Here is a 24,246-nt window from a genome sequence, read left to right on the forward strand (position 1 = left end):
CCCCGAATGAGCCTTGCGTTTTGTGCGTCGCACTTTAATTTGTGCATTGCGGGATCGCGATGGCGTCGCGGTCCGGCAGCCCTACTTGGGCGTTTCCTCCCTAGACTTCGGGCCGCTCGCAAGAGCGGCCTTTTTCTTTGCCTGAGGGGGTGATCGCTACTCCGCCGCCATGCGGCGAGGTCCGAGGTCGGCCGCTTCCGCCGCGACGGCCATCACCACCTCCCGAAGCCTCCAGATCAAGTCCGGGAAGCCCGGCGTGATCGCGAGCGTGGACTCGTTCATGTAGAGCGCCCGGTTGATCTCGATCTGAAGCGCGTGGCGCCCGATATTCGGCTCGCCGTAATGCTCCGTGATGAAGCCGCCCGCGTAGGGCTTGTTGCGGGTCACCTTGTAGCCCCGGGCGCTCAGATGTCGCTCGAAGGCCGCGATCAGCAGCGGCGCGCAGCTCGTGCCGAAGCGGTCGCCGAGGACGAAGTCGGCCTTCGCGTCCTCGTCGCGGCCGAGGCTCGACGACGGCATCGAATGGCAATCGATCAGGATGGCGTGGCCGAACTGCCGCGACGTGCGCTGGATGAGGCCGCGCAGGACCCGGTGATAGGGCTTGTAGAGGTACTCGATGCGCGCCACCGCCTCCTCCACCGGCAGCCGTCCGCGATAGATCTCCTGGCCGTCGGCGACGACGCGCGGCACCGTTCCGAGCCCGCCCGCGACGCGCATGGAGCGGGTATTGGCGAAGGCCGGCAGCCGCCCGTCGAACATCCGCGGGTCGAGCTCGTAGGGCTCGCGGTTCACGTCGAGATAGGCGCGGGGGAAATGCGCCCGCATGAGCGGCGCGCCGAGGTCGACCACAGGCGCGAACAACCGGTCGACATAGGCATCCTCCGACCGCCGCAGCGCCAGCGCATCGAGGCGCGCCGCGGCGAGGAAGGCGCGCGGGTAGACGGAGCCGGAATGGGGCGTGTTGAACACGAAGGGAAGCGTGTGCGCTTCGGGCTCGTCGACGACGAAGGGCGGGTCGAAGCCGGCCGCTCCGGCGCCTGGCGCGGGGGTGGGTTCACTCATCGGGGCGCGGGCGCCTCGGGGCGGCGGAGAAACGCATTCCGTCACTTTGGGTGGTACCGCTCGCCCTGTCCACTGCAACACTGCCCGCCCGCGCGCGGCACGACACGCCTCGGGACCGGCCACGCTAACACCTTGTTTACCATACCGCCGCTTTATGAAATGAACACAGCGACTCAAGGGTACGGTGCCGTCCGATGAAGATCCTCCTGGCGGAAGACGACAACGATATGCGGCGCTTCCTCGCGAAGGCGCTGCAGAACGCCGGCTACGACGTCCTCTCCTTCGACAACGGCCTCTCGGCCTATAACCGCCTGCGCGAGGAACCGTTCGAGCTCCTCCTCACCGACATCGTGATGCCGGAGATGGACGGCATCGAGCTGGCGCGCCGCGCGACCGAGCTCGATCCCGACATCAAGGTGATGTTCATCACCGGCTTCGCGGCGGTCGCCCTGAACCCCGATTCCAAGGCTCCGAAGGATGCGAAGGTGCTCTCGAAGCCCTTCCACCTGCGCGACCTCGTGAACGAAGTCGAGAAGCTCCTCGCCGCCTGAGGCGAGCTCCTCTGGCGACAAGCATTAGGAAGAGTCCCGGCCCTCGCCTATATGCGAACGGCAACCTCGCCGGACGCTTCCCACGATGCCGCCCATCACCATCTACACCACGGCCTGGTGTCCCTACTGCTCGGCGGCCAAGAGCCTGCTGAAGGAGAAGGGCGCCGCCTTCACCGAGATCGACGTCGAGCGCGTGCCCGGCGCGCGCAAGACGATGGTCGAGCGCGCCGGCGGCCGCACCAGCGTGCCGCAGATCTTCATCGGCGAGACCCATGTCGGGGGCTGCGACGACCTCTACGCCCTGAACGGCGCCGGCAAGCTCGAGCCCCTGCTCGCCTCATGACCGAAACCCGCTTCGTCGCCGCCTGCGTCCAGATGCGCTCGGGACGCGATCCCCTCGCCAACCGCGACGCGGCCGTCGCCGGGCTTCGGGAGGCTGCCGCCGCCGGCGCGCATTACGTGCAGACGCCGGAGATGACCTCGCTGGTCGAGCGCAGCCGCACGAAGCTCTTCGAGCAGGTGCGCGGGCAGGACGAGGACGCGACGCTCGCGAGCCTGCGCGAAGTCGCCCGCGAGCTCGGCATCGTCGTCCATATCGGCTCGCTGGCCGTGCGCAGCGGCGAGAAGATCGCCAACCGCGCCTTCCTCATCGACGCCGAGGGCGCGATCACCGCGGCCTACGACAAGCTCCACCTCTACGACGTCGATCTGCCGAACGGCGAGCGCTGGCGGGAATCCGCGCTCTACACCTGCGGCGACCGTGCGATCGTCGCCGAGACGCCCTGGGCGCCGCTCGGGTTGGCGATCTGCTACGACCTGCGCTTCCCGGCGCTCTACCACGCGCTGGCCCAGGCGGGCGCCGCGGTGCTGACGGCGCCGGCCTGCTTCACCCGCCAGACCGGGGAGGCGCATTGGCACGTCCTGCACCGGGCGCGCGCCATCGAGACCGGCTCCTTCATGATCTCGGCCGCGCAGGGCGGGGTGCACGAGGACGGCCGCGAGACCTACGGCCACTCCCTGATCATCGATCCCTGGGGCCGGGTGCTCGCCGATGCCGGCGGGGCGGAACCCGGCGTCATCCTGGCCGAGATCGACCTCGCCCTAGTCACGGATGCGCGGGCGCGCATCCCCACCCTCCAGCACGCCAGACCGTTCACGATCGAGCGGGCAGGCCGCGCCGCCTGAAAACCCCGCAGCCATGATCCGGTACAATCTTCACTGCGATTCCGGCCACGCCTTCGAGAGCTGGTTCCCGTCGAGCGCGTCCTACGACGAGCAGGCGGCCCGCGGCCTCGTGAGCTGCCCGGTCTGCAACTCGGTGACGGTGGCCAAGGCCATGATGGCGCCGGCCCTGTCCCGCGGCAGCCGCGCGCCGGCTCTGATCGAGGCGGAGGCCGTCCCGACGGCGCCGGCTCCGCCCGAGCCGGTCGCGATGATCTCGGAGCCGGAGCGGCAGATCCGGGCGATGCTGCGCGCCGTGCGCGAGCACGTCGCCAAGACGGCCGACCATGTCGGCGGGCGCTTCCCCGAGGAGGCGCGGCGGATGCATTACGGCGAGATCCCCGCGCGCGCGATCTACGGCGAGGCGAGCCCCGACGAGGCGCGGGCCCTCGTCGAGGAAGGCATCGACGTCGCCCCGCTGCCGACGCTACCGGACGATCGCCACTAGGCGGTCAGGACCGAGCCGCCGCGGTGCCGGCGATCGAGGCCAGGACAGCCGCGATGACGGCGTTCCATCCGGCGAGCGAGACGCCGAGGAGTCGCCAGGCCGCCGTCGAGCAATCGACGACGCGAGTCGTCTGCAGCGTGTTCAGGAAATCGCCGACGCTGCTCGGATTGGGGCCGGTGCCGGCACCGCAATCGCTGGGGCCGGCCCAGAAGCCCCATTCGGCGCCCGCGTGATAGACGCTGAGCCCGGCCCCGTAGAGCAGGCCGAGCGCGGCGAGACCGAGCAACAGCCTGCCGGCGCGCTCCGGCACGGTCAGCGTCAGGAGCGCGAGCGGCATCGCGGCGTAATAGGGAATGCGCTCGGTCAGGCAGAGCTTGCACGGCGCGTAGCCGAGCACGAGCTCGAAGTAGAAGGCGCCGGCGATCGTGAGCGCCGACCCGATCAGGACGAGGAGGGCGGCCCGGTAAAGCCGCAGGAGCGCGCCTTCGTTCATGGCGGAGAGGAACCTTGGACGAGAGGAATCGAGGGCAGCCGTCGGCGTTGCGTCGAGCCCAATGCGGTAGCAACGGAACGCCACATCGGAAGTTCAGGTCCGTTCGACGGCGAAGGGCCGCCTTTTGAGCACACCCGCCGCCCGCTGGCGAGACGCCCGCCCTCCGCCGGGCTCGGACCCCCTGGCCCGAAACGCGATCCTGTGCCATGAGGCGAGGATTGCGGGCGTGGTGGAACTGGTAGACGCGCCGGACTCAAAATCCGGTTCTGGTGACAGAGTGTCGGTTCGATTCCGACCGCCCGCACCATCACACCCATGCTGCCGGCATTGAAAGCGCGTCGCTTTTCTGTCATAGGCGCCCTCGCGTTGAACCGCCCGGCCGATCAGGGCTGCCGTGGCGGTTCGTGCTGCTCCACCAGAAGCATCAATCGAGCGCGCATCGCCGGTCCCTCCCGGGCCGGACGCATTCGCGCCAGGAGAGCCAAATGCCCAAGCTGAAGACGAAGTCGGGCGCGAAGAAGCGCTTCAAGATCACCGGGACCGGTAAGGTCATGTACGCCCAGGCCGGCAAGCGGCACGGGATGATCAAGCGGACGACGAAGCAGATCCGCAACCTGCGCGGCACCACCACCCTGTTCGAGGGCGATGCCGCCAACGTGAAGAAGTACTTCTTGCCGAACGGCTGAGCACCTTCACCGTCAGACTGCTTCCTCTCAACCCAGGAGATCCCACATGGCCCGCGTCAAGCGCGGCGTGACCAGTCACGCGAAGCACAAGAAAGTCCTCAAGGCCGCCAAGGGCTATTACGGCCGGCGCAAGAATACGATCCGCATCGCCAAGCAGGCGGTCGAGAAGGGGATGCAGTACGCATACCGCGACCGCAAGAACAAGAAGCGCACCTTCCGCGCCCTCTGGATCCAGCGTCTCAACGCGGCGGTCCGCGAGCACGGCCTGACCTATTCGCGCTTCATCGATGCGCTCGCGAAGTCAGGCATCGTGGTGGACCGCAAGGCCCTCTCGGAACTCGCGATCCACGAGCCGGCGAGCTTCGCCGCCGTGGTCGAGAAGGCCAAGGCCGCCCTCCCGGACCAGCAGCGCAAGGCGGCTTAACCGCTCCTGGCGACCGCAACGGTTCATGAAGGCGCGGTCCTCGCGGGCCGCGCCTTCGTCATGTCCGCGAACCCGTTGCGGGTGCGTCGGACACATCGCTTGCATCCGCGGGCCCGACCCGCGAAACCCTCGCGCAAGCCCGAAGCAGCCCTGAGTTCCCGCGATGACCGATCTCGACACGCTCCAGGCCGATCTCCTTGGCCAAGTCGCGAACGCCTCGGACGAGGCGGCGCTCGAAGCCGTCCGCGTGGCGGCCTTGGGCAAGAAGGGCTCCGTCTCCGACCTCCTCAAGACGCTGGGTGCCATGACGCCCGAGGAACGCAAGGAGCGGGGGCCCCTCATCAACGGCCTGCGCGACCGGGTTCAGGCCGCCATCGGCACGCGCCGCGAGGCGCTGGCCGAGGCCGCGCTGGAGGCCAGGCTCGCCGCCGAGCGTATCGACGTGACGCTGCCCGTGCGCGAGGCGCCGGAGGTGCGGGGCCGCATCCACCCGATCAGCCAGGTCATGGACGAGGTCACCGCGATCTTCGCCGGGATGGGCTTCTCGGTGGCGGAAGGGCCGGACATCGAGACGGACGACAACAACTTCACGGCGCTCAACTTCCCGCCCGGCCACCCGGCCCGCGAGATGCACGACACCTTCTTCCTGGCGCCCGACCGCAACGGCCAGCGCAAGGTTCTGCGCACGCATACCTCGCCGGTCCAGATCCGGACGATGCGCGCGCAGGAGCCGCCGATCCGCGTGATCTGCCCCGGGCGGACCTACCGGCACGATTCCGATCAGACCCACACGCCGATGTTCCATCAGGTCGAGGGGCTGGTGATCGACCGATCCGCCAACATCGCCAACTTGAAATGGGTGCTGGAGGAGTTCTGCCGGACCTTCTTCGAGGTCGATGCCGTCACGATGCGGTTCCGGCCCTCGTTCTTCCCCTTCACCGAGCCCTCGGCGGAGGTCGACATCCAGTGCTCGCGCAGGGGCGGCGAGATCCGCTTCGGCGAGGGGACCGACTGGCTCGAGATCCTCGGCTGCGGCATGGTTCACCCCAACGTGCTCCGGAATTGCGGCCTTGATCCCGATGCGGTCCAGGGATTCGCCTTCGGCGTCGGGATCGACCGGATCGCGATGCTGAAATACGGCATGCCGGACCTGCGCCCGTTCTTCGAGGCCGATGTCCGTTGGCTCGACCATTACGGCTTCCGGCCGCTGGACGTGCCGAGCTTGGTGAGCGGGCTGACGGGGTAAGAGCTGCGGAGGAGACCGATGACGGATCAGGAAATCCAGGAGGTCGTGTCGAACGTCCTCAGGACCCGCGTTCCTGAAGCGGGATTCAAGGGCGCCGATGTCCGCTCGGACATCGACTTCGACGGCGAGTCTATTATTCGCGTGACAGCTCGGTACGAGCGTCGGCCGCAGGAGCGGCGCGAGGCTCTGATCGGCGCGGTCCACGATCTTCGGGACGCCCTGATTGCCAAGGGTGAGGAGCGCTTTGTCTTCCTCACGAACGATGTCGTGAGCGAGCGGCAGTCTCAGCCGGATATCGACTAGCGGATGGGCACCCACGTTGGACGCCTGTTGGATCTAGCCGACGCGCTGATCGATCAGCACCCGCGCAGCTCCGCGGTGAAGCGGCGCGCGGTCAGCACGGCTTACTATGCGGCTTTTCACGCGCTGATGAGGACCTACGCCGACGCACTTCTACCGGATCAGGGCCGGGACACGGCGGAGTACGAGCGCGTCTATCGCGCTCTTGACCATGGGTCGATGAAGAACGCCTTCCAGGCCACCGGAAGTCCTTTGCGGCAGAGCAAGCATCTCAGCAGAATCGGCGAATTGATAGTTCCTCTTCAAAGCGCTCGGATGCAGGCCGACTACGCTCCGCCGAGGATCAATTTCTACGAGGCGGATCAAGCGCGCGATTTCGTGGCTCAGGCGAGAGAAATCGTCTCCCGTCTCGATGCTCTTCCGGCAGAGGCTAAGCTGACCCTTGCCGTCCATCTGATCTTCAAAGACAGAAGCAAATGAAATTCACTCTCTCCTGGCTGAAGGACCACCTCGACACCGAGGCGTCCCTCGACATCATCGCCGAGACGCTGACGCGGATCGGCCTCGAGGTGGAGCGCATCGAGGACAAGGCGGCCGCCCTGAAGCCCTACGTCGTCGCGCGCGTGCTCACCGCCGAGCAGCATCCGAACGCCGACCGCCTGCGCGTCTGCACCGTCGATGCGGGCGACGGGACGCCGGTCCAGGTCGTCTGCGGCGCCCCGAACGCGCGGGCGGGCATGCTCTCCGTCTTCGCGCCCCCGGGCACCTACGTGCCGGGCAAGGACATCACGCTCGCCGTCGGCACGATCCGCGGCGTCGAGAGCCGCGGCATGCTCTGCTCGGGCGCCGAACTCGGGATCGGCGAGGACCATGACGGCATCCTCGACCTTCCCGCCGAGGCGCCGGTCGGCCAGCCCTACGCGGTCTATGCCGGGCTCGACGATCCGATGATCGAGATCAACCTGACGCCGAACCGGCCGGATTGCACGTCGATCCACGGCATCGCCCGCGACCTCGCGGCGACGGGATTGGGCAGCCTCAAGCGCGAGCCGATGCCGCCCGTGCGCGGGGAGGGCGACTGCCCGGTGCCCGTAACCCTCGCTTTCGAGGCAGGCGATCGCGGCCTCTGCTCGCTCTTCACGCTCCGGCTGGTGCGCGGCATCCGCAACGGTCCGTCGCCGGCCTGGATGCAGGCGCGGCTGCGCGCGATCGGCCTGCGCCCGATCAACGCGCTCGTCGACATCACGAACTACCTGACCTTCGATCGCGGCCGGCCGCTCCACGTCTTCGATGCGGCCAAGGTGGCGGGCGGGCTCACGGTTCGTCGCGCGCAGCCGGGCGAGGAGCTCGCGGCGCTCGACGGGCGCACCTATCAGCTCGATGACGACACCGTCGTGATCGCCGATGCGAACGGCCCGGAATCCATCGCCGGCATCATCGGCGGCGAGGCCTCCGGCTGCGACGAGGGGACCACCGACGTCCTCATCGAATCCGCCCTGTGGGACCCGACCAACATCGCGCGCAGCGGGCGTCGGCTCGGCATCGTCACGGATGCGCGCTACCGCTTCGAGCGCGGCGTCGACCCCGCCTTCACCCTGCCGGGCCTCGACCTCGCCACCCGCCTCGTCATGGAGATCTGCGGCGGCACGCCGACCCGGGCGGTGATCGCCGGCGAGCCGCCCGCGACCGAGCGCGTCATCGACTTTCCCTGGACCGAGGTCCGGCGGCTGGCCGGTCTCGAGCTCTCCCGCGCCGAGATGAAGGTGACTCTGGAGGCGCTCGGGTTCCACGTCGCCGGCGGCAACGACCGTGCGAAGGTGCTCACGCCCTCCTGGCGGCCGGACGTCGAGGGCAAGGCCGACCTCGTCGAGGAGATCATCCGCATCGCCGGCCTGGACCGGATCGAGCCGAAGCCTCTTACCGTTCCCGAAAGGGACGCCGGAAAAGTCGTGCTCAGCATTCTCCAGAAGCGGACCCGCCTCGCCAAGCGTGCGCTCGCGAGCCGCGGCCTCGTCGAGGCGGTGACATGGTCCTTCATCCCGCGCGAGGACGCGCTGCTCTTCGGCGGCGGCGGGGCCGATCTCGCGCTCGCCAACCCGATTGCCGCGGAACTCTCCGACATGCGCCCAAGCCTTCTGCCCGGGCTGATGCGCGCCGCCCAGCGCAACGCCGACCGCGGCTATCCCGACGTGGCCCTGTTCGAGGTCGGGCAATGCTTCGCCAGCGACCAGCCCGAGGGCCAGACCGTGCGGGCGGCGGGCCTGCGCCGCGGCACGGCCGGGCATGCCGGCAACGGACGGCATTGGGACGGCTCGCATAAGACCGTCGACGTCTTCGAGGCCAAGGCCGACGTCTTGGCTCTCATGGCCGCCCTCGGCGTGCCGACGGGCGGGCTCCAGGTCGTGGCGGGCGGTCCGGCCTGGCTGCATCCGGGTCGCTCGGGCACGCTTCAGTTCGGCCCCAAGAACCCGGTCGGGCATTTCGGCGAGGTCCACCCGCGGATCATGAAGGCGCTCGACCTCAAGGGGGGGCTCGTCGCCTTCGAGATCGTCCTGGACGCGATCCCGCTGCCGAAGTATCGGCCGACCAAGGCCAGGCCCCCCCTCGACCTGCCCGACTTCCAGCCGGTCTCGCGCGACTTCGCCTTCGTGGTCGGCCGCGACGTGGCGGCCGGCGACGTGGTGCGGGCGGCGCAGGGGGCGGAGCGCAAGCTCATCGCGGGCGTCGACGTGTTCGACATCTACGAAGGCGTCGGCATCCCCGAGGGCTCGAAGTCGGTGGCGATCGCGGTGCGGCTGCAGCCCGTCGAGCGCACGCTGACGGATGCCGAGATCGAGGCGGTGAGCGGGCGGATCGTGGCGGAGGTCTCCCGCAAGACCGGCGCGACCCTGCGCTCTTGAGAGCCGCCCGGCGGGAGACGCCATGAGCCATCCCAACGTCGCGGCGCTGTCATCGGCGACCTACCTGCCGCGACAGGCGCTGATCGATGCCCTCCGGGCGCCGGAGACGGTGGCGGACGAGGTCCTGCGCGTCCTCGAACGGGCGGCCGACGGACAGGAGCTCGACGAGGCGGACGCCAACCTGCTGTTCTGGGGCCTGCACGCCCTGGCCGGTTCCCGCGACGCGCGCGCCTTCGCACCCATCATGCGCCTCCTGCGCGAGGACGGCGAGAACCTCGACGCCCTCCTCGGCGACGCCGTCGCGGAGACGCTGGCGCGGATCGTCGCGAGCGTCTTCGACGGCGATGTCGCGTCGCTCCACGCGCGCCTCCTCGACAGCACCACCGACCCGCTGGTGCGCAACGAACTTTTCGCTGCCCTAACCTTCCTGACCTGGAAGGGTCGCCTGGACCGGGCGCAGACGCGCGACCTGCTGGTCCGGTTCGACGAGAAGGGTGTCGCCGTCGAGGGCGATACGGGCTGGGGCGGCTGGGAGGAGACGATCGCGCTCCTCGGCCTCCGCGAGCTCGCGCCTCGCTACGAGGCGGCGCGCAGGGACGGTCGCATCACCGATGCCTGCGGCGACGCCGTCTGGTTTCGGACGACGCTGCGGCAGGCCGAGGCGCGGCCGGGCGATCCGGACCGGTTCGATCCCGGTCGCCACGGCACTCTCGACGATCCCGTCGCGGCGCTGGCCTGGACGGCGGAGGATGCCGGCCAGCCGCTGCGCAACCCCTTCAAGGATGTCGGCCGCAACGATCCCTGCCCATGCGGCAGCGGGAAGAAGTTCAAGAAGTGCTGCCTGGACGCCGAGCCCGCCTGATCATGCCGCGGCCGGTGCGAGCCGGTGGAGGGTCTCCACCACCTCGGCCATGAGCGGGCGGGCCGCCGGATCGGGCTGCACGCAGGCCTCCTCCAGCGCACGCAGGGCGGCCGCCCCGGGAGCATCGCAGCGGTCGAGCAATTCGCCGAGCAGCAGGCCCCAGGCCCGCACGTCGAGCCGCTGCAGGGCGCGACCTGCGTCGCCGGCGGGCAGCATCGAGGCCGCCCCGAAATCGCTGAGCACCGCCTCGCCCACCGCACCGTCCCAGAGAATGTTGTGGGCGTAGAGGTCGCCGTGGAGCAGGGCGCGGCCGTGAAGGTGGGACGCTGCTGCGGCGACTCCCCGGGCTAGGTGCAGGGCCGCGGCGGGGGCAAGCCGCAGGCCGGGATCGTAGACGTCGCGGCTGCAGCTCTCCAGGCTGGGCGGCCCCGCGAGCACCCCCCAATCGGGCGGGAGCAGGGGCATGACGAGGCCCTGGGCGTTCTCCGGATGGTCCGTCACCCGGCCGAGCGCGCCGGTCAGGTGCGGATGGGCGCCGGCGAGGAGGCAGGCCGCCATCTCGTGGTCCGGAATCCCGTCGCTGGTCATGGTGCCCTTGAAGAGCTTGAGCGCCACCGGCCGGGAGGGACCCGTTCCGCCCTCCCGCCAGAATGCGCGGTGAACGCGGCCCGAGGCGCCCTCGCCGAGGAGGTCGCCGGGCTCGAGATGCGACCAGGGGATCGCCGCCGCGTTCCCGCGGTCGATGCCGCCCTCGAACGGGTTGCCGCTCCAGGAGAGCCAGGCGAGGCGAGGAAGCGCCGTGATCCAGGTCGGAAGGGCGTCGAGCGTGTTGGCGGAGAGCCGGAGCAGTTCGAGGTTCGGCGCCCCGGCGAGGCTTGCCGGGAGGGTGCGAAGGCGGTTGCCGGCCAGCATCAGCTTCTGCAGCTTGGGCCGTCGCCCGAGCGCGTCGGGCAGGGCCTCGATCCGGTTGTCCGTCAGCGTCAGCCAGCGCAGCTGCGGCGGCAGCGCCTCCTCCGCGACCTCGCGGATCGCCATCCCGCGGAAGCCGACCTGGCTCAGGGCGGCGCAATCACCGAGGACGGGCGGCAAGCGCTCGAATCGGTTGCCCGAGCAGAACAGCGCCTTGAGCCGATGGAGCCGGCCGAGATCCGCAGGCAGATCGGTCAGGGTCCCGCCGCCGAGGTCGAGCAGTTCGAGGGTGTCGGCGAGGCCGAAGATCTCGTCGGGGAAGGCGGTGATTCCGGGCAGGCGCAGCTCGCGTGCACCGGCGAGGTCGCCCCGGCGCAGCGCTTCGAGCCGCGCGAGGGTCGAGGGCCGCACGTTCATGCGGGACGTCCGCTCAGCGGGTTCGTCTCGTCCCAGGCATAGTGCAGCGTCTCGAAGCGCATCGCGCGCGCATCGACCATGAGGAGCCGCCCGACCAGGGGCTCGCCGAAGCCCGTGACGGCGCGGATCACCTCCATCGCCATCAGCGAGCCCATGACGCCGGCGAGCGCGCCGAGCACGCCGGCCTCGGCGCAGGGCGGGACGCTGCCCGGCGGCGGCGGGCTGGGGAACAGGCAGCGATAGGTCGGATTCGGGGAGCCGTCCGCCCCGGTCTCGTGGGCGCGGAGGGTGGTGAGCGAGCCGTCGAACTGACCCAACGCCGCCGTGACCAGGGGGCGCCTGGCGTGGAAGCAGGCGTCCGAGACCGCGTAGCGCGTGGCGAAATTGTCCGAACCGTCGGCGACCACGTCGTAGGCGGCCGCGAGCTCCACGGCGTTCTCCGCGTCCAGCCGGAGCGGGTGCGGCGCGATCCGGACATGCGGGTTGAGGCGGGCCACGGCGTCGCTCGCGCTCTCGACCTTGGGCCGGCCGATATCCGGGGTTCCGTGAATCACCTGGCGCTGCAGGTTCGAGAGCGAGACCGTGTCGTCGTCGACGATGCCGATCGTGCCGATGCCCGCCGCCGCGAGATACTGGATGAGCGGCGCGCCGAGCCCGCCCGCTCCGACCACGAGGACCCGCGCGGCCTTCAGTCGGCCCTGGCCGGGGCCGCCGACCTCGCGCAGGACGAGGTGGCGGGCGTAGCGTTCGACTTCGTCCGGGGAGAGCGCCATGCGCGGCAGATAGCCCGTGCCCGCGCGGGCCGGAAGACCACCGCCTGCGATTTGCACGCCGGCGCCGGCGCGCCTATGGGCGTGCCATCCTGCGAGGCCGCGACCGTGACGCCAGACGCTCTCCCTGACCGCTCCCCGCTCGCCCTGGCGCAGGCCCTGATCCGCTGCCCCTCGGTGACGCCGGAGGAGGGTGGGGCGCTCGACCTTCTCGCCCGGTTGCTCGAGGCGGCGGGCTTCGCGGTGCATCGCCCCCGCTTCTCGGAGCCCGGCACGCCGGACGTCGAGAACCTGTTCGCCCGGATCGGCACCGGCGGGCCCGCGCTGCTGTTTGCCGGGCACACCGACGTGGTGCCCCCGGGCGAGACCGGTGCCTGGCGGCACGGGCCGTTCGACGGGACGGTCGCGGATGGTCTGCTCTACGGCCGGGGCGCCGTCGACATGAAGGGGGGCGTCGCCTGCATGCTCGCCGCAGCCCTGGACTTCGTCGCCGCGTCCGGTCCCGGATTCGCGGGCTCGATCGGTTTCCTGATCACCGGCGACGAGGAGGGTCCGGCGGTCAACGGCACGGTGAAGCTCCTAGACTGGGCCCGCGCCCGGGGCGAGCGCTTCGATCATTGCCTGCTCGGCGAGCCGACCAATCCGAGCGCTTTGGGCGAGATGATCAAGATCGGCCGGCGCGGCTCCCTGACCGGCAAGCTCACGGTGCACGGCCGGCAGGGCCACGTCGCCTATCCGCACAAGGCCGAGAACCCGATCCCCGGCCTGCTGCGCTTGGCCTCCGCCCTGTGCGAGCAGCCGATCGATGGGGGCACCGCCCATTTCGACGCCTCGAACCTCGCATTCACGACGATCGACGTCGGAAACCCGGCGACCAACGTCATCCCGGCCGAGGCGCGAGCCGTATTCAACATCCGCTTCAACGAGAGCTGGACGGCCGAGACGCTCGGCGCCGAGGTCCGCCGGCGGCTCGACGCGGCGGCCGGCGGAAGCATCCGCTTCACCCTAGACCTGCCGCCCTCGAACGCGCCGGCCTTCCTGACCCAGCCCGACGCCTTCACCGATCTGGTGATCGCCGCCATCGAGGCGGAGACCGGGCTGCGGCCGGTCCTCTCGACGACGGGCGGCACATCGGACGCCCGCTTCATCAAGGATTTCTGCCCGGTCATCGAGTTCGGGCTCGTCGGCGAGACCATGCACCAGACCGACGAATGCGTGGCCGTGGCTGACCTCGAGCGTCTGACCGCGATCTATCGCCGTCTGATCGCGTCGTACTTCGCCCGCCCCTGAGGCGTCCGGAGCGGGCGATGATCGGGCGCGTCAGCCGACGGTCCCGGCCCCGAGGGTTCCGTCACCGAAGGTGAGGCGGCCCTCGTAGAGGCCGAACTGCAGGTAGTGGGTCATGGGGTCGATGCCCGCCGCCCGCACGTCGGCGTTGGCCGCAAGATAGGCGCTCGTGTCGAAGTCGGCGGAGGGATCACGCCCCTCGCGGAAGCCGAACTGCGTGTAGTGCGTCAGCGGGTTGACGCCGGCTGCGCGCACGTCGGCATAGGCGGCCAGGTACCCGTCGGTGTCGAAGATCGCGTTGGCGTCGCGGCCTTCCCGCGCGCCGAAGTTGGTGAAGTGGGTGCGGGCGAAGGCGAAGCCGTCGCCGCCCGCCGTGATGACGGCGCGCGCCACGTCGGGGTTGGACAGCAGGTAGAACTCGGCGTCGAAGCCGCGGGCTGACCCGATCTCGCTGGATCGTCCGATCGCGGCGTTGATGGCGCGGCCTTCGGACTGGCCGAACTCGAGATAGTGGGCGAGCGGGTTGACGTTGGCTGCGCGCACGTCGGCGTTGCGGGCGAGGTAGCCCTGCGTGTCGAAGGCCGCCCCCGGATCGCGGCCCTCGCGGAAGCCGAACCCCTCGTAGTGGGTGAGCGGGTTGAGGCCGGCGGCGCGCACGTCCGGGTTGGCGGCGAGGTAGCCGGTGGTGGAGAAGAAGGCGTTCGGATCGCGGCCCTCGCGGAAGCCGAACTCGGCGTAATGCGCATCGGCATCCCTGCCGGACCGGAACACGTCCGGATTGGTCGCAAGGTAGAACAGGTCGTCGACGAGCGGCGCACCGTCGTTGAGGGTGACCGTCGCGTCGTTGAACAGCACCCGCTCGAAGCCGGACACCGTGTCGGTGCCCTCCTGGCCGGTGATCGTGGTCTGGCCCCGAAGCTGCCCGACCTGAAGGTTCGCGAAGCTCGTGTTGTAGACCAGCGTGTCGATGCCCGCACCGCCGCGCAGCACGTCGTTGCCCAGCCCGCCCGTGACGATGTCGTTGCCGGCCCCACCTGAGATGCGATCGTCGCCGGCGCCGCCGGTGAAGGTGTCGTTGCCGGCCTGCCCGACGAGCACGGAACCGCCGCGGGTCGCGACCTCGTAGAGGGTCGTCGTGTTGCCGACCTCGTTGGCGCTGACGACGAGGGCCGTTCCGGTCGGGCTGTCGGCGGCGCTGATGAAGGTGAGGACCTCGGGGCCGGCATCGGCGACCAGTGGGCGCTCATAGGTCACGAAACGGGCATTGGCCGGATCGGTCACGTCGTAGACCATGACGCCGCCGGTGCGCTCCAGGCCGACGAAGGCGTAGATGCGGCCGTCGACCGTGCCGATCGTGACGCCCTCGGGCTCCGGCCCCTTGTCGTCGGAGCGGTTGTCGACCTGACCGTTGCCCTGGTTCTGGTTGAAGATGTCCGGCGTCAGGGCCGCGGTGATCCGCTCGAACTCGCCGCCCGTGTCACGCACCTTCGAGATGCTGCCGTCGGCCTCCTGACGGTAGATGGTGATGCCGCGCCCGCCGAAGGTGAAGAGCTGGTCGATGTCGCCGTCGCCGTCGGTGTCGCCGACGCGGGTCAGGACGTTGAGGCGGCCGAGATCCGAGTTCGCCTTGAGCGCCGCCGCGTTCGGGAAGGCGGTGGGGTCGAGCCGGACGCTCGCGCTGCTGAGCCGCGCGACGTCCTGCTCCTCGAGCCCGGTGCCGACGCGCGCGTCGCCCTCGTTGGCAGTCACGAAATAGGTGGCGCCGCCGACGGAGAAGGAGGCGATCGCGTCCGGCTGCAGGAGGCTGGTCAGGTTGGCGTTGCGCAGCGCGATCCCGTTCTGGTCGCTCGGGTCGAACACGTTGCCGGGCAGCGAGCGGTCGACGCCGCCCAGCGGCTGGATGGCGATGGGCCGGCTCGCATTCGGGTCGGTCAGGTCGATGACGGCGACGCCGTTCACCTCCTGCAGCGTGACGTAGGCGCGGGTGCCGTCGGGCGAGACGGTCACGTATTCAGGCTCGATGTCGGCCGCGGCGCTCTGGCCCGGGAAGATCGCGAGGCCGCGGGCGCGCAGGGCCGCCTCTGAGCCGTTCAGCGAATCGAAGGCTATGGTGTTGGTGACGCGCGCGCTCGCCGCGCCGTCCGCGAGGCTGATGATGCTGACGGTGCCGTTCGGATTGTTGGTGGTCGAGGCAGCCTCCGCCTCGTTGGCCACGATGATCCGCTGACCGTCCGGCGTGAAGGTGAGCTGGTCGGGCAGCGATCCGACCCGGACGACGGATTGCAGATTCCCGCCGGTGTTGAACAGGGCGACGCTGCCCTGATCCGTCGCGTTCGGCGCCTGGTAGGCCACGGCGACGACGCCGTTGCGGACCGCGACCGAGTTCGCGGCGCCGAAATTCGCGAGGCCGGCCAGCGGGATCGTCCCGGCGGCGGCCAGGGCGCCGGCGGCGTCGATCTGGACGATGTCGATTCGGCTCGCGGCGGCGTTTAGGATGAAGAGACGATCGCTGACCGGATCGAAGGTGACGACCTCGGCATTGCCGCCGGCGGCCGTGAAGGCGCCGAGCCGCACGAGGTCGACGGCGTTGGAGCCGGTCGGGGTGGTGGTCGATCCCTGGAGCGAGGGCAGGGCCGTCCGGACGTCGATGGGTGCAGGATTCGAGATGCCGGACGACATGGGGTTGGTTTCCTCGTTCTGTTCGTTCGCGTGTGCCCGCCTACGCTCGGTAGGAACCGCCAATGACAATGCGATGACAGCCCCGCGACGGGGACCGGCGTCCGCATTGCCGCCTGAATCGCCTGCGACTGAACGCGGCGACGTCGCACAGCCCATCCAGGCCTTCCGCCCGGGGCTGCTCCTTCAGGGCCACGCATGGTCTTCACCCTGAGCGCCCGGGCTCCGCGCCGCGGCGCTGCCCTGGTCCTGGCCTTGATGCTCGCCGGCCCTGCCCCCGCGCAGGAGGGCAAGGCGCAGGCGCCGATTCCAGCCGCGACCCTCGCGCTGATGGCGGCCAAGGGCACGACGGCGGCCGCCCCGGTGCTGTTTCGGGCCTTCAAGAAGGAATCCGAGATCGAGGTCTGGAAGCGGGCTGGCGGCCGCTTCGTCCACATCAAGACCTTCCCGATCTGCCGCTGGTCGGGCCAGCTCGGGCCCAAGCGCAAGACCGGCGACCGCCAGACGCCGGAGGGGTTCTACAGCGTCGCCGAGCGGCAGCTGAACCCGAACTCGGCCTATTACCTGTCCTTCGACGTCGGCTACCCGAACGCCTTCGACAGGAGCCACGGCTATACCGGCTCGGCCGTGATGGTCCACGGCGTCTGCTCGTCGATGGGCTGCTACGCGATGACCGACAAGGTCGCGGGAGAGCTCTATTCCATCGCCCGCGAGGCCTTCGCTGGCGGCCAGCTCGCCTTCCAGTTCCAGTCCTTCCCGTTCCGGATGACGGCGAGGAACATGGCCCTGCACCGGACCGACCCGAACATCGCCTTCTGGCGCCAGCTCAAGGAGGGCTCGGACCGGTTCGAGGCGACGGGCGAGGAGCCGGTGGTCGGCGTCGCCAACGGCCGCTACGTCTTTGCGCCCACTAAGGACCCGGCCCGCGAGGCGCTCGTGGCGACGCGGCGAGCCGAGGAGGAGGCGCGCATCGCCGCCCTCGTCGAGGACGGCGCGGCGGCGATCCGAACCACCTATTCGGATGGCGGGCAGCACCCGTTCTGGGCGGCGCAAGCCTCCAGGGGCGTTCCGCTCGGCATCGTCAGCCGTCCGGAGGCCCTGGCCTATGCGGGCCAGGAGGTGGTGGTGATCCCGGCCCGCCCGCGTCCGATCATGATCGCCGAGGCCGTGTGGTCGCGCTGGATCGCGCCGGATTCGGTTCTGGCAATCACGCAGATGCCCGGCTTCGTGCCCGTCTACGAGGGCGTGCCGCGGCGGTTCGGACCGCTCCTGCGCAGCTATGCCGAGACGCTGCCGCTGGTGGTGCGGGCGGCCCTCGCGGGCGATCTTCCAGCCCCCGCCTTCGCTCCCACGGCAACCGTCGAGCGCGTCGCCCAGCGCTAGGCCCGGCTCGGCGATACCGGGATCGGCCGTTGCTCCGGCGACACGCCGCGCCTTCGCGTTCCGGCCAAGCCCGCGCCATGTGTGGACACGCACATCAGGCCCGGCAACCCATGCCTACCTCAACGACTTGATCACCCTCAACCCTGGCCCCGCACTCGCCCGTGAGGCGAGAGCATTCTGTCGCGACGAAGCGAGGCCGCCATCAAGGGCCCACGACCGATCCCGGTCTGGGCGACCGGTTCATGAGTATGACGACGACGTCCGCCTCGACTGACGGCCTCGCCCTGCGCTTCTGGGGCGTGCGCGGCTCCACGCCCGTGAGCGGGCCGGATTACGTCGAGTTCGGCGGCAACACCCCGTGCATGGAGATCCGCTGCGGCGATCGCCTGTTCCTGCTCGATGCCGGGTCGGGCCTCAACGCCTGCGGGCTGCACCATCGCGACGCGCTGCCGAAGGACATCGACCTCCTCTTCAGCCATCTCCACCTCGACCACACGGCCGGCCTGCCGTTCTTCAAGCCCGTGGTTCTCGATGCCGGGCGCACCATCAACACCTATTGCGGCAACCTCGACGGGGCCTCGGCCGAGGCGGCGCTCGATCGCCTGTTCTCGCCGCCGCTCTTTCCCGTCACCCTCGACGTGATTCCGTGCCGTTTCGCGCATCACGGCTTCAAGGCCGGCGAGCCGCTCGTGTTTCCGGACGGCGTCCGCGTCGACACCATCCTCCTCAATCACCCGCAGGGCTCGACGGGGTATCGCTTCACGCATCAGGGCCGCCGGCTCTGCGTGATCAGCGACATCGAGCACACCGATCCCTGGCCCGACCCCGCGCTCTCGGAATTCGTGCGGGGCGCCGACCTGATGGTCTACGATGGGATGTTCACGGAAGGGGAGTATCCCTGCTGCCGTGGCTGGGGGCATTCGACCTGGCAGAAGGGCGTCGAGCTGGCGCGCGCCGCCGGCGTCAAGGCGCTGGCGATCATCCACATCCACCCCGCCCATACCGACGCCATGCTGCGCCGGATCGAAGTCGAGATGCAGGACGTCATGCCGACGGCCTTCATCGCCCGGGAACGCCAGCAGATCGACGTCGGCGCCCCGGCCTGCGCCGGCCGCACCCGGCTCAGCCTCGTCGGCTAGCCCGGCGCCCTAGGCCTCAGGATCCTCCGCCAGGAAGAAGTCGACGGCCTGCGCCACCACGGCGGGCTGGTAGGCGTGGGGGCCGTCGTACTCGACATACCTGACGTCGTACCTGGCCTCCGCCAGCTGCTGGCGGTGCACGCGGGCGCTGCGCCCGATCGGGATCTGCTCGTCGCGCGTCCCGTGCGACAGGAAGATCCTGGGCGCTCCCACCTGCATGTGCACCGACATGAACCCCGCCGACGAGACGATGAGGTGGGTGACGACATCGCCGTTCGTCAGCCCGAGGGAGAGGGTGTAGCTGCCGCCATCGGAATGGCCCGCGAAGGCGAAGCGGGTCGGGTCGAGGAGGAAGCGCGAGGCGACCTCCGCCAGGGCGAGGTCGAGGCGCTCGCGGTCCGGCCCGTTGCCGCCGATGACGAGATCCCAGGTCGGAAAGATCGATTGCGGGGCGAGCAGCAGGAAGCCTCGCTCCCGCGCATGGGTCTCCAGCATGGGCAGGATCTTGTCGGCGCTCCCGCCGCCGCCGTGGAAGATCACGACGAGGGGCACCGCCCGGCGCGGCGCGAGGCCCTCGGGCACGACCAGCATCGCGTCCCGCTCCTCGAAGAGCCCGAGCGAATGGCGGCCCGGGGCCAGGGCCGGCTTCGTCGGGAGCCGATGCGCGAAGGTGAGGCGGCCGACGAGCTGGGCATCGATCATGCGGCGATCCTCTCGCTACGGGTTTGAGGAGAACGCATCGCTCACCGCGTGCCGGCGCCCTGACCCTCCGGCGGGAGAGGCTTGATCTTCAGCTGATCGATGACCCAGCGCCAGCCGCCGCCCTCCTGCCGGCGCGCCGTCTCGACGGACAGGACCCCGTTCGGCAGTCGGGCGAAGGTCATGGCGAGCGCGCCGTTCCGGATGGCCGGCAGGGTCTCGACGCTCGGAAACTCCGACTTGCGCGCCAGGAGGTCCGCGTAGAAGCGCCGGATCGCCTCGTGACCCTCCGCCACGACGGCCCCGGCGGCCAGGACCGCCTCCGGCTCGTAGAGCGCCACGAGCCCCTCGACATCGCCGGCATTGGCGCGTTCGTTGAACAGCCGCGCCAGATCCTCGGGCTCCTGCGCGAGCGGGTGATCGTGCTTGATCATCGCGGTTCTCCATTGTCCTGCGGCGGTTTTAGGAGCGTGCCGGCGCCGTCGCGCACCGCGACCGTGACCGGGATGCCCGCCTTCACGCTCTCGGAGACGGTGCAGAAGCGTTCGAACTGCGCCAGAACCTGCTCGATCCGCGGAATCGCCCCGGCCGGCGCGCCGAGCGCGATCTCGACCGCGATCCCTGCGATGCGCAGCCGCCCCTCGGCGTTGCGCTCCACCCGGCACTGAGCCTCGGCGGAGATCCCCTGCACATCCTGCTTGTACTTGCCGGAGGCGAATATCAGGCTGGCGCAGAGGCAGTTGGTGACGCCGGCGACGAGAATCTGCTCGGGGAAGGGGCCGGTGCCGCCGCCGATCGGCTCGGCCTCGTCGACGAAGAGGCTGGCCCCGAGCTGGCCGAAATCGACCAGGAACCGGTAGCCCTCGATCTGCTTGATCCTGATCGTCGGGTTGTCACCCATCTCGCCTCATCCTTGCCGATGCCGGTCCGAGACAACGCGCTCTTCGGGCAACCGTCGCCATCGATCGCGGGAAGGTCGCGATCCTGTGAGCTGGTGCCGGCCCGTGTTGACAACCTCAACTCCTTGGCATACCAAATACCAATAGCAAGGGCGCTGGGAAAAGCAAATAGAGCCGCCGCCGGACGAGAGGTCAGGAACTCGACTGGCAAGTTAATCGAGCGACGAGCGAGTTCAATCAGCAGGTCAATGTCGCACGCGATAGATTTCGGTCAGCTGGTTGCTGCGGCGGGGGATGCCGTCGTGGTGTCGGATGCGAGCGGCGCGATCATCGTCTGGAATCCGGCCGCCGAGCGCATCTTCGGCTTCTCCGAAGCCGAGGCGATCGGACGATCCCTCGACCTGATCACGCCGGAGCGGCAGCGGCAGCGGCATTGGGACGGATATCACAAGACGATGCAGACCGGGGTGACCCGGTACAGGGCCGAGACCCTGCGGGTGCCGGCGATCCACAAGGACGGACACGCCCTTTCGATCGCCTTCACCGTCGCGCTCCTCCACGGCCCCGACGGCGCCGTCACCGGCATCGCCGCGATCATCCGCGACGAGACCAAGCGGTGGAACGACGAGCGTCAGCTGCGCAAGCGGCTGGCGGAACTCGAAGCCCGCCCCACCTGAGCGGAGCGGCCAGCAACAAGCTCGGGACCAACCGAGGCCGGACGGACCGGCCGTGCATTGTCGAAGTCAGACGAACGAACAGGGAGAACGTCGAAATGAGCAAGCCGCTGGAAGGCATCAAGATCATCGATTTCACGCACGTCCAGGCAGGACCCGCCTGCACGCAGTTGCTCGCTTGGTTCGGCGCCGACGTGATCAAGGTGGAGCGCCCGGGCGCCGGCGACGTCACGCGCACGCAGCTCCGCCACGTCGAGGATGCGGACGCGCTCTACTTCACCATGCTGAACTCGAACAAGCGCTCGCTGACTCTCGACACCAAGACCCCCGAGGGGAAGGAAGTCCTTGAGAAGCTGATCCGCGAATCCGACGTCATGGTCGAGAACTTCGGTCCCGGCGCTCTCGACCGCATGGGCTTCTCCTGGGCGCGCATCCAGGAGCTCAACGAGGGCATGATCCTCGCCTCCGTGAAGGGCTTCTCGGACGGCCACCACTACGAGGACCTAAAGGTCTACGAGAACGTCGCCCAGTGTGCCGGCGGCGCCGCTTCGACCACCGGCTTCTGGGACGGCCCGCCGACCGTGTCGGCCGCAGCGCTCGGCGACTCGAACACCGGCATGCACCTGGCCATCGGCATCCTCACGGCGCTCCGCCAGAAGGACAAGACCGGCAAGGGCCAGAAGGTCGCCGTGTCGATGCAGGATTCGGTGCTCAACCTCTGCCGCGTGAAGCTGCGCGACCAGCAGCGCCTCGACGCGCTCGGCTACCTCGAGGAGTACCCCCAGTACCCGCACGGCGAGTTCTCGGACGTGGTGCCCCGCGGCGGCAATGCCGGCGGTGGCGGTCAGCCCGGCTGGGTGCTGAAGTGCAAGGGCTGGGAGACCGACCCGAACGCCTACATCTACTTCACGATCCAGGGCCATGCCTGGGCCCCGATCTGCAAGGCGATCGGCAAGCCGGAGTGGGAGAACGACCCGGCCTACAACACCGCCCGCGCCCGCCAGGACAAGATCATGGACATCTTCGCCACGATCGAGGGTTGGCTCGCCGACAAGACCAAGTTCGAGGCCGTCGACATCCTGCGCAAGTTCGACATCCCGTGCTCGCCGGTGCTGTCGATGAAGGAGATAGCCGCCGACCCGTCGCTGCGCGCCAGCGGCACCGTCGTCGAGGTGCCTCACCCGAAGCTCGGCTCGTACCTGACCGTCGGCAGCCCGATCAAGTTCTCGGACATGACGGTCGAGGTGAAGGCCTCGCCGCTGCTCGGCGAGCACACCGACCAGGTGCTGCTCGACCTCGGCTACACCCAGCAGCAGATCGAGCGCCTGCACCAGGCCAAGGCCGTCTGAGCTTCGACGGCAGCGATCCTTCGACGGCGCGCCACGGCGCGCCGTCTTCGTTTTGAGCGACCGTTCCCTTCCCGTCGGCTCCCGCAAAGCTTTTGGGACGGACGGTGCGCCGCCACGGGAGCCGTCGGTCGGTCTCGGAGGTTGGTCGCGATGATCCGCTCGGTCCTGCGCAAGCTCGTCCCGGACGCCGCCCCGCTCAGCGGCCGCGAGCGCGTCCGCTCGGCCATGGGCGCCCTGGTCGGCGTGCTCGCCACGGGCCTGATCAGCCGCGCTGCGCTCGGTCTCGACACGGCGCTCCCGGCCCTCATCGCACCGATGGGCGCCTCCGCCGTCCTGCTCTTCGCCGTGCCCTCGAGCCCGTTGGCGCAGCCCTGGTCGATCCTGGGCGGAAACGTGATGGCGGCACTGGTGGGGGTGACGGCCGCCGCCCTCGTGCCGGACGCCTTCCTCGCGGCGGCGCTCGCCATCGGCTGCGCGATCGCGCTGATGATGGCCCTGCGCTGCCTTCATCCGCCGAGCGGCGCCGTCGCGCTCACCGCCGTGCTCGGCGGCCCGGCGATCCGGGAGCTCGGCTACGCCTTCGTTCTCTGGCCCGTCGGCGCGAACTCCCTGCTTCTCCTCGCCACGGCGCTCGTGTTCAACAACCTGACCGGCCGCGCCTACCCGCATGCCCTGCCGCGCGCCCCGGTCGACCACGGGACGAAGGACCCGTCTCCCTCGTCCCGTTCCGGCATCACGGCGTCTGACCTCGATGCCGTGCTGAAGGATTACGACCGCTTCCTCGATGTCGGTCGCGCCGACCTCGAGGCGATCCTCCTCCAGGCGCAGGTGCGCGCCTACCGGCGCCGTTCGGGTCAGACGACCTGCGCGGCGATCATGTCCCGGGACGTCATCGCCATCGCGCCGGGCGCTCCCTTGCGCGAAGCGCTCGACCTCCTGCGGCGCCGCCACATCAAGGCGCTTCCGGTCACGGACGAGTCGGCCCGCGTCATCGGGATCGTCACCCAGACCGACATCCTCGACAAGACCGTGTGGGAGAACCGCGGGCTGCGCCTCGATGCCGGCCGCCGGCTCCGGCTGACCCTGACGCGCGGCCGTGCGCCCCACGGCAGCGTGGAGGACATCATGACGGCGCCGGTTCAGACGGCGCGGCCGGAGACGCCGATCTCCGACCTCGTGCTCTGGATGTCGGATGCGGGTCTGCACCACCTGCCGGTGGTCGGCCCGGACGACAGGCTCGTCGGGATGGTCTCGCAGACCGATCTGGTGGCGGAGCTGCTGGCCGACGCCCATGCGCGCACGGCCGAGCCGCAGCGGACCGACCGCCTGGGAGGCTTGACCGCGACGCCGAGCCCGGCGGCTCATCCCGCCTGAGGCGCGTCGGGCCGGCCGCGCCGCCGTCCGGCCCAAGCATGGTTGTTCAAGCCTCCCGAGATCCAGGGCTGCCTCGGCCCGCCAGCCAGGCACGCGGTGACGAGCCTCGGCTCGCCGTCGGCTGGAGCAGCCCGTCCGGAGGCGGGAAGTGGTCCCACGTGGGTCGGGCCTCCTGATCCGACGGGGCTCCGCAGCTCGGCGAAGGCCGCCAATCCCCACGCACCCACGAGGCTCACATTTCGAGGTGCCCCGAGGCTTGTGGCCCCGGACATCGGGTGGTTCGGCCGGAACATCGCGGCCTGCTCGCCCGGTCCCGGCCCCCTGAACGCGAACGCCCCGCGAGCCGTGAGGCTGCGGGGCGAGGCTGGGGCCGACGGGACGGGGACGTCCGGCAAACCCTCGAGGGTCGGAGGTCCGCACCGTGTCGACGGTGCGGACCTCCTGGCTTGTCGCCTCAGGCGTGGGCCACGGCGCCGC

General features: G+C 69.9%; 25 protein-coding genes and 1 tRNA gene. 18 read left to right on the plus strand and 8 right to left on the minus strand.

What is annotated here, in order from left to right; translation table 11 throughout:
- Positions 1-156 precede the first annotated feature (156 nt).
- Entirely contained in the window at positions 157-1,062 is a 906-nt protein-coding gene (locus MFF55_RS09770) for an N-formylglutamate amidohydrolase (RefSeq protein ID WP_238243897.1), read from the minus strand.
- Between the two features lie 194 nt (positions 1,063-1,256).
- Here MFF55_RS09770 and cpdR point away from each other — a divergent pair, with 194 nt between their 5' ends.
- The 4 genes from cpdR (at position 1,257) to MFF55_RS09790 (ending at position 3,282) form a co-directional block, all read left to right on the plus strand.
- Positions 1,257-1,613 (plus strand): cell cycle two-component system response regulator CpdR, encoded by a 357-nt coding sequence (gene cpdR / locus MFF55_RS09775; RefSeq protein WP_003603128.1) that lies wholly within the window; start codon positions 1,257-1,259, stop codon positions 1,611-1,613.
- A gap of 85 nt (positions 1,614-1,698) precedes the next feature.
- Entirely contained in the window at positions 1,699-1,956 is a 258-nt protein-coding gene (grxC, locus tag MFF55_RS09780; RefSeq protein ID WP_238243898.1) for a glutaredoxin 3, read from the plus strand.
- Positions 1,953-2,798, plus strand: coding sequence for a carbon-nitrogen hydrolase family protein (locus tag MFF55_RS09785; RefSeq protein WP_238243899.1), 846 nt, complete (start codon positions 1,953-1,955; stop codon positions 2,796-2,798). The genes grxC and MFF55_RS09785 overlap by 4 nt, the downstream gene beginning before the upstream one ends.
- Before the next feature lie 13 nt (positions 2,799-2,811).
- Positions 2,812-3,282: a DUF1178 family protein gene (locus MFF55_RS09790; RefSeq protein ID WP_238243900.1), complete on the plus strand. Its 471-nt coding sequence runs from the start codon at positions 2,812-2,814 to the stop codon at positions 3,280-3,282.
- A 4-nt stretch (positions 3,283-3,286) separates the two neighbouring features.
- On the opposite strand, the gene MFF55_RS09795 is transcribed toward MFF55_RS09790, so the two are convergent.
- Positions 3,287-3,775, minus strand: coding sequence for a disulfide bond formation protein B (locus tag MFF55_RS09795; RefSeq protein WP_238243901.1), 489 nt, complete (start codon positions 3,773-3,775; stop codon positions 3,287-3,289).
- A 220-nt stretch (positions 3,776-3,995) separates the two neighbouring features.
- Here MFF55_RS09795 and MFF55_RS09800 point away from each other — a divergent pair.
- The 8 genes from MFF55_RS09800 to MFF55_RS09835 all read left to right on the plus strand — a co-directional run bounded on the left by MFF55_RS09800 (position 3,996) and on the right by MFF55_RS09835 (position 10,193).
- Positions 3,996-4,082 (plus strand) — tRNA-Leu (locus MFF55_RS09800).
- 178 nt (positions 4,083-4,260) lie between these two features.
- Positions 4,261-4,461, plus strand: a complete 201-nt coding sequence (gene rpmI, locus MFF55_RS09805; protein WP_055879647.1) for a 50S ribosomal protein L35 — start codon at positions 4,261-4,263, stop codon at positions 4,459-4,461.
- Between the two features lie 46 nt (positions 4,462-4,507).
- Positions 4,508-4,885 (plus strand): 50S ribosomal protein L20, encoded by a 378-nt coding sequence (gene rplT, locus MFF55_RS09810; protein ID WP_238243902.1) that lies wholly within the window; start codon positions 4,508-4,510, stop codon positions 4,883-4,885.
- Positions 4,886-5,048: 163 nt separating this feature from the next.
- A complete protein-coding gene (gene pheS / locus MFF55_RS09815; protein WP_238243903.1) occupies positions 5,049-6,131 on the plus strand; it encodes a phenylalanine--tRNA ligase subunit alpha in 1,083 nt (360 codons plus the stop codon).
- An 18-nt stretch (positions 6,132-6,149) separates the two neighbouring features.
- Positions 6,150-6,434, plus strand: coding sequence for a hypothetical protein (locus MFF55_RS09820; protein WP_238243904.1), 285 nt, complete (start codon positions 6,150-6,152; stop codon positions 6,432-6,434).
- Positions 6,435-6,437: 3 nt separating this feature from the next.
- Positions 6,438-6,911 carry a hypothetical protein gene (locus MFF55_RS09825; protein ID WP_238243905.1) on the plus strand — a complete coding sequence of 158 codons (474 nt, stop codon included), beginning with the start codon at positions 6,438-6,440 and terminating at the stop codon, positions 6,909-6,911.
- Complete coding sequence (gene pheT, locus MFF55_RS09830; protein ID WP_238243906.1) at positions 6,908-9,331, plus strand: phenylalanine--tRNA ligase subunit beta; 2,424 nt, start codon at positions 6,908-6,910, stop codon at positions 9,329-9,331. Before MFF55_RS09825 ends, pheT begins: the two co-directional genes overlap by 4 nt.
- A 22-nt stretch (positions 9,332-9,353) precedes the next feature.
- The gene (locus MFF55_RS09835; protein WP_238243907.1) at positions 9,354-10,193 is read left to right on the plus strand and encodes a DUF1186 domain-containing protein; all 840 of its coding nucleotides are present in this window, start codon (positions 9,354-9,356) and stop codon (positions 10,191-10,193) included.
- Here the strand turns inward: MFF55_RS09835 and MFF55_RS09840 are convergent, their stop codons facing one another.
- Together MFF55_RS09840 and MFF55_RS09845 are read right to left on the minus strand one after the other, a co-directional pair.
- Entirely contained in the window at positions 10,194-11,519 is a 1,326-nt protein-coding gene (locus MFF55_RS09840; protein WP_238243908.1) for a leucine-rich repeat-containing protein kinase family protein, read from the minus strand.
- Positions 11,516-12,292: a HesA/MoeB/ThiF family protein gene (locus MFF55_RS09845; protein WP_238243922.1), complete on the minus strand. Its 777-nt coding sequence runs from the start codon at positions 12,290-12,292 to the stop codon at positions 11,516-11,518. The genes MFF55_RS09840 and MFF55_RS09845 overlap by 4 nt, the downstream gene beginning before the upstream one ends.
- A 105-nt stretch (positions 12,293-12,397) precedes the next feature.
- On the opposite strand from MFF55_RS09845, the gene dapE reads away from it, so the two are divergent.
- Complete coding sequence (gene dapE / locus MFF55_RS09850) at positions 12,398-13,579, plus strand: succinyl-diaminopimelate desuccinylase (RefSeq protein WP_238243909.1); 1,182 nt, start codon at positions 12,398-12,400, stop codon at positions 13,577-13,579.
- Positions 13,580-13,609: 30 nt separating this feature from the next.
- Here the strand turns inward: dapE and MFF55_RS09855 are convergent, their stop codons facing one another.
- Entirely contained in the window at positions 13,610-16,255 is a 2,646-nt protein-coding gene (locus MFF55_RS09855; protein WP_238243910.1) for a choice-of-anchor I family protein, read from the minus strand.
- 195 nt (positions 16,256-16,450) lie between these two features.
- On the opposite strand from MFF55_RS09855, the gene MFF55_RS09860 reads away from it, so the two are divergent.
- Positions 16,451-17,635, plus strand: a complete 1,185-nt coding sequence (locus MFF55_RS09860) for a L,D-transpeptidase family protein (protein ID WP_238243911.1) — start codon at positions 16,451-16,453, stop codon at positions 17,633-17,635.
- 242 nt (positions 17,636-17,877) lie between these two features.
- Positions 17,878-18,774 carry an MBL fold metallo-hydrolase gene (locus MFF55_RS09865; RefSeq protein WP_238243912.1) on the plus strand — a complete coding sequence of 299 codons (897 nt, stop codon included), beginning with the start codon at positions 17,878-17,880 and terminating at the stop codon, positions 18,772-18,774.
- Positions 18,775-18,783: 9 nt separating this feature from the next.
- Here MFF55_RS09865 and MFF55_RS09870 read toward each other — a convergent pair whose 3' ends face one another.
- From MFF55_RS09870 to MFF55_RS09880, 3 genes are read right to left on the minus strand one after another with little or no spacing between them, the layout of a single operon-like run.
- Positions 18,784-19,476, minus strand: a complete 693-nt coding sequence (locus MFF55_RS09870) for an alpha/beta hydrolase (protein ID WP_238243913.1) — start codon at positions 19,474-19,476, stop codon at positions 18,784-18,786.
- A gap of 41 nt (positions 19,477-19,517) precedes the next feature.
- The gene (locus MFF55_RS09875; RefSeq protein WP_238243914.1) at positions 19,518-19,907 is read right to left on the minus strand and encodes a YybH family protein; all 390 of its coding nucleotides are present in this window, start codon (positions 19,905-19,907) and stop codon (positions 19,518-19,520) included.
- A complete protein-coding gene (locus tag MFF55_RS09880) occupies positions 19,904-20,374 on the minus strand; it encodes an OsmC family protein (RefSeq protein WP_238243915.1) in 471 nt (156 codons plus the stop codon). The genes MFF55_RS09875 and MFF55_RS09880 overlap by 4 nt, the downstream gene beginning before the upstream one ends.
- Before the next feature lie 246 nt (positions 20,375-20,620).
- On the opposite strand from MFF55_RS09880, the gene MFF55_RS09885 reads away from it, so the two are divergent.
- The 3 genes from MFF55_RS09885 to MFF55_RS09895 all read left to right on the plus strand — a co-directional run bounded on the left by MFF55_RS09885 (position 20,621) and on the right by MFF55_RS09895 (position 23,769).
- Positions 20,621-21,049, plus strand: coding sequence for a PAS domain-containing protein (locus MFF55_RS09885; RefSeq protein ID WP_238243916.1), 429 nt, complete (start codon positions 20,621-20,623; stop codon positions 21,047-21,049).
- Positions 21,050-21,144: 95 nt separating this feature from the next.
- Positions 21,145-22,395, plus strand: a complete 1,251-nt coding sequence (gene frc / locus MFF55_RS09890; RefSeq protein ID WP_238243917.1) for a formyl-CoA transferase — start codon at positions 21,145-21,147, stop codon at positions 22,393-22,395.
- Positions 22,396-22,548: 153 nt separating this feature from the next.
- Positions 22,549-23,769 (plus strand): HPP family protein, encoded by a 1,221-nt coding sequence (locus MFF55_RS09895; RefSeq protein ID WP_238243923.1) that lies wholly within the window; start codon positions 22,549-22,551, stop codon positions 23,767-23,769.
- Positions 23,770-24,246 lie beyond the last annotated feature (477 nt).

This window comes from Methylobacterium iners, from assembly GCF_022179305.1.
GTDB lineage: Bacteria > Pseudomonadota > Alphaproteobacteria > Rhizobiales > Beijerinckiaceae > Methylobacterium > Methylobacterium iners.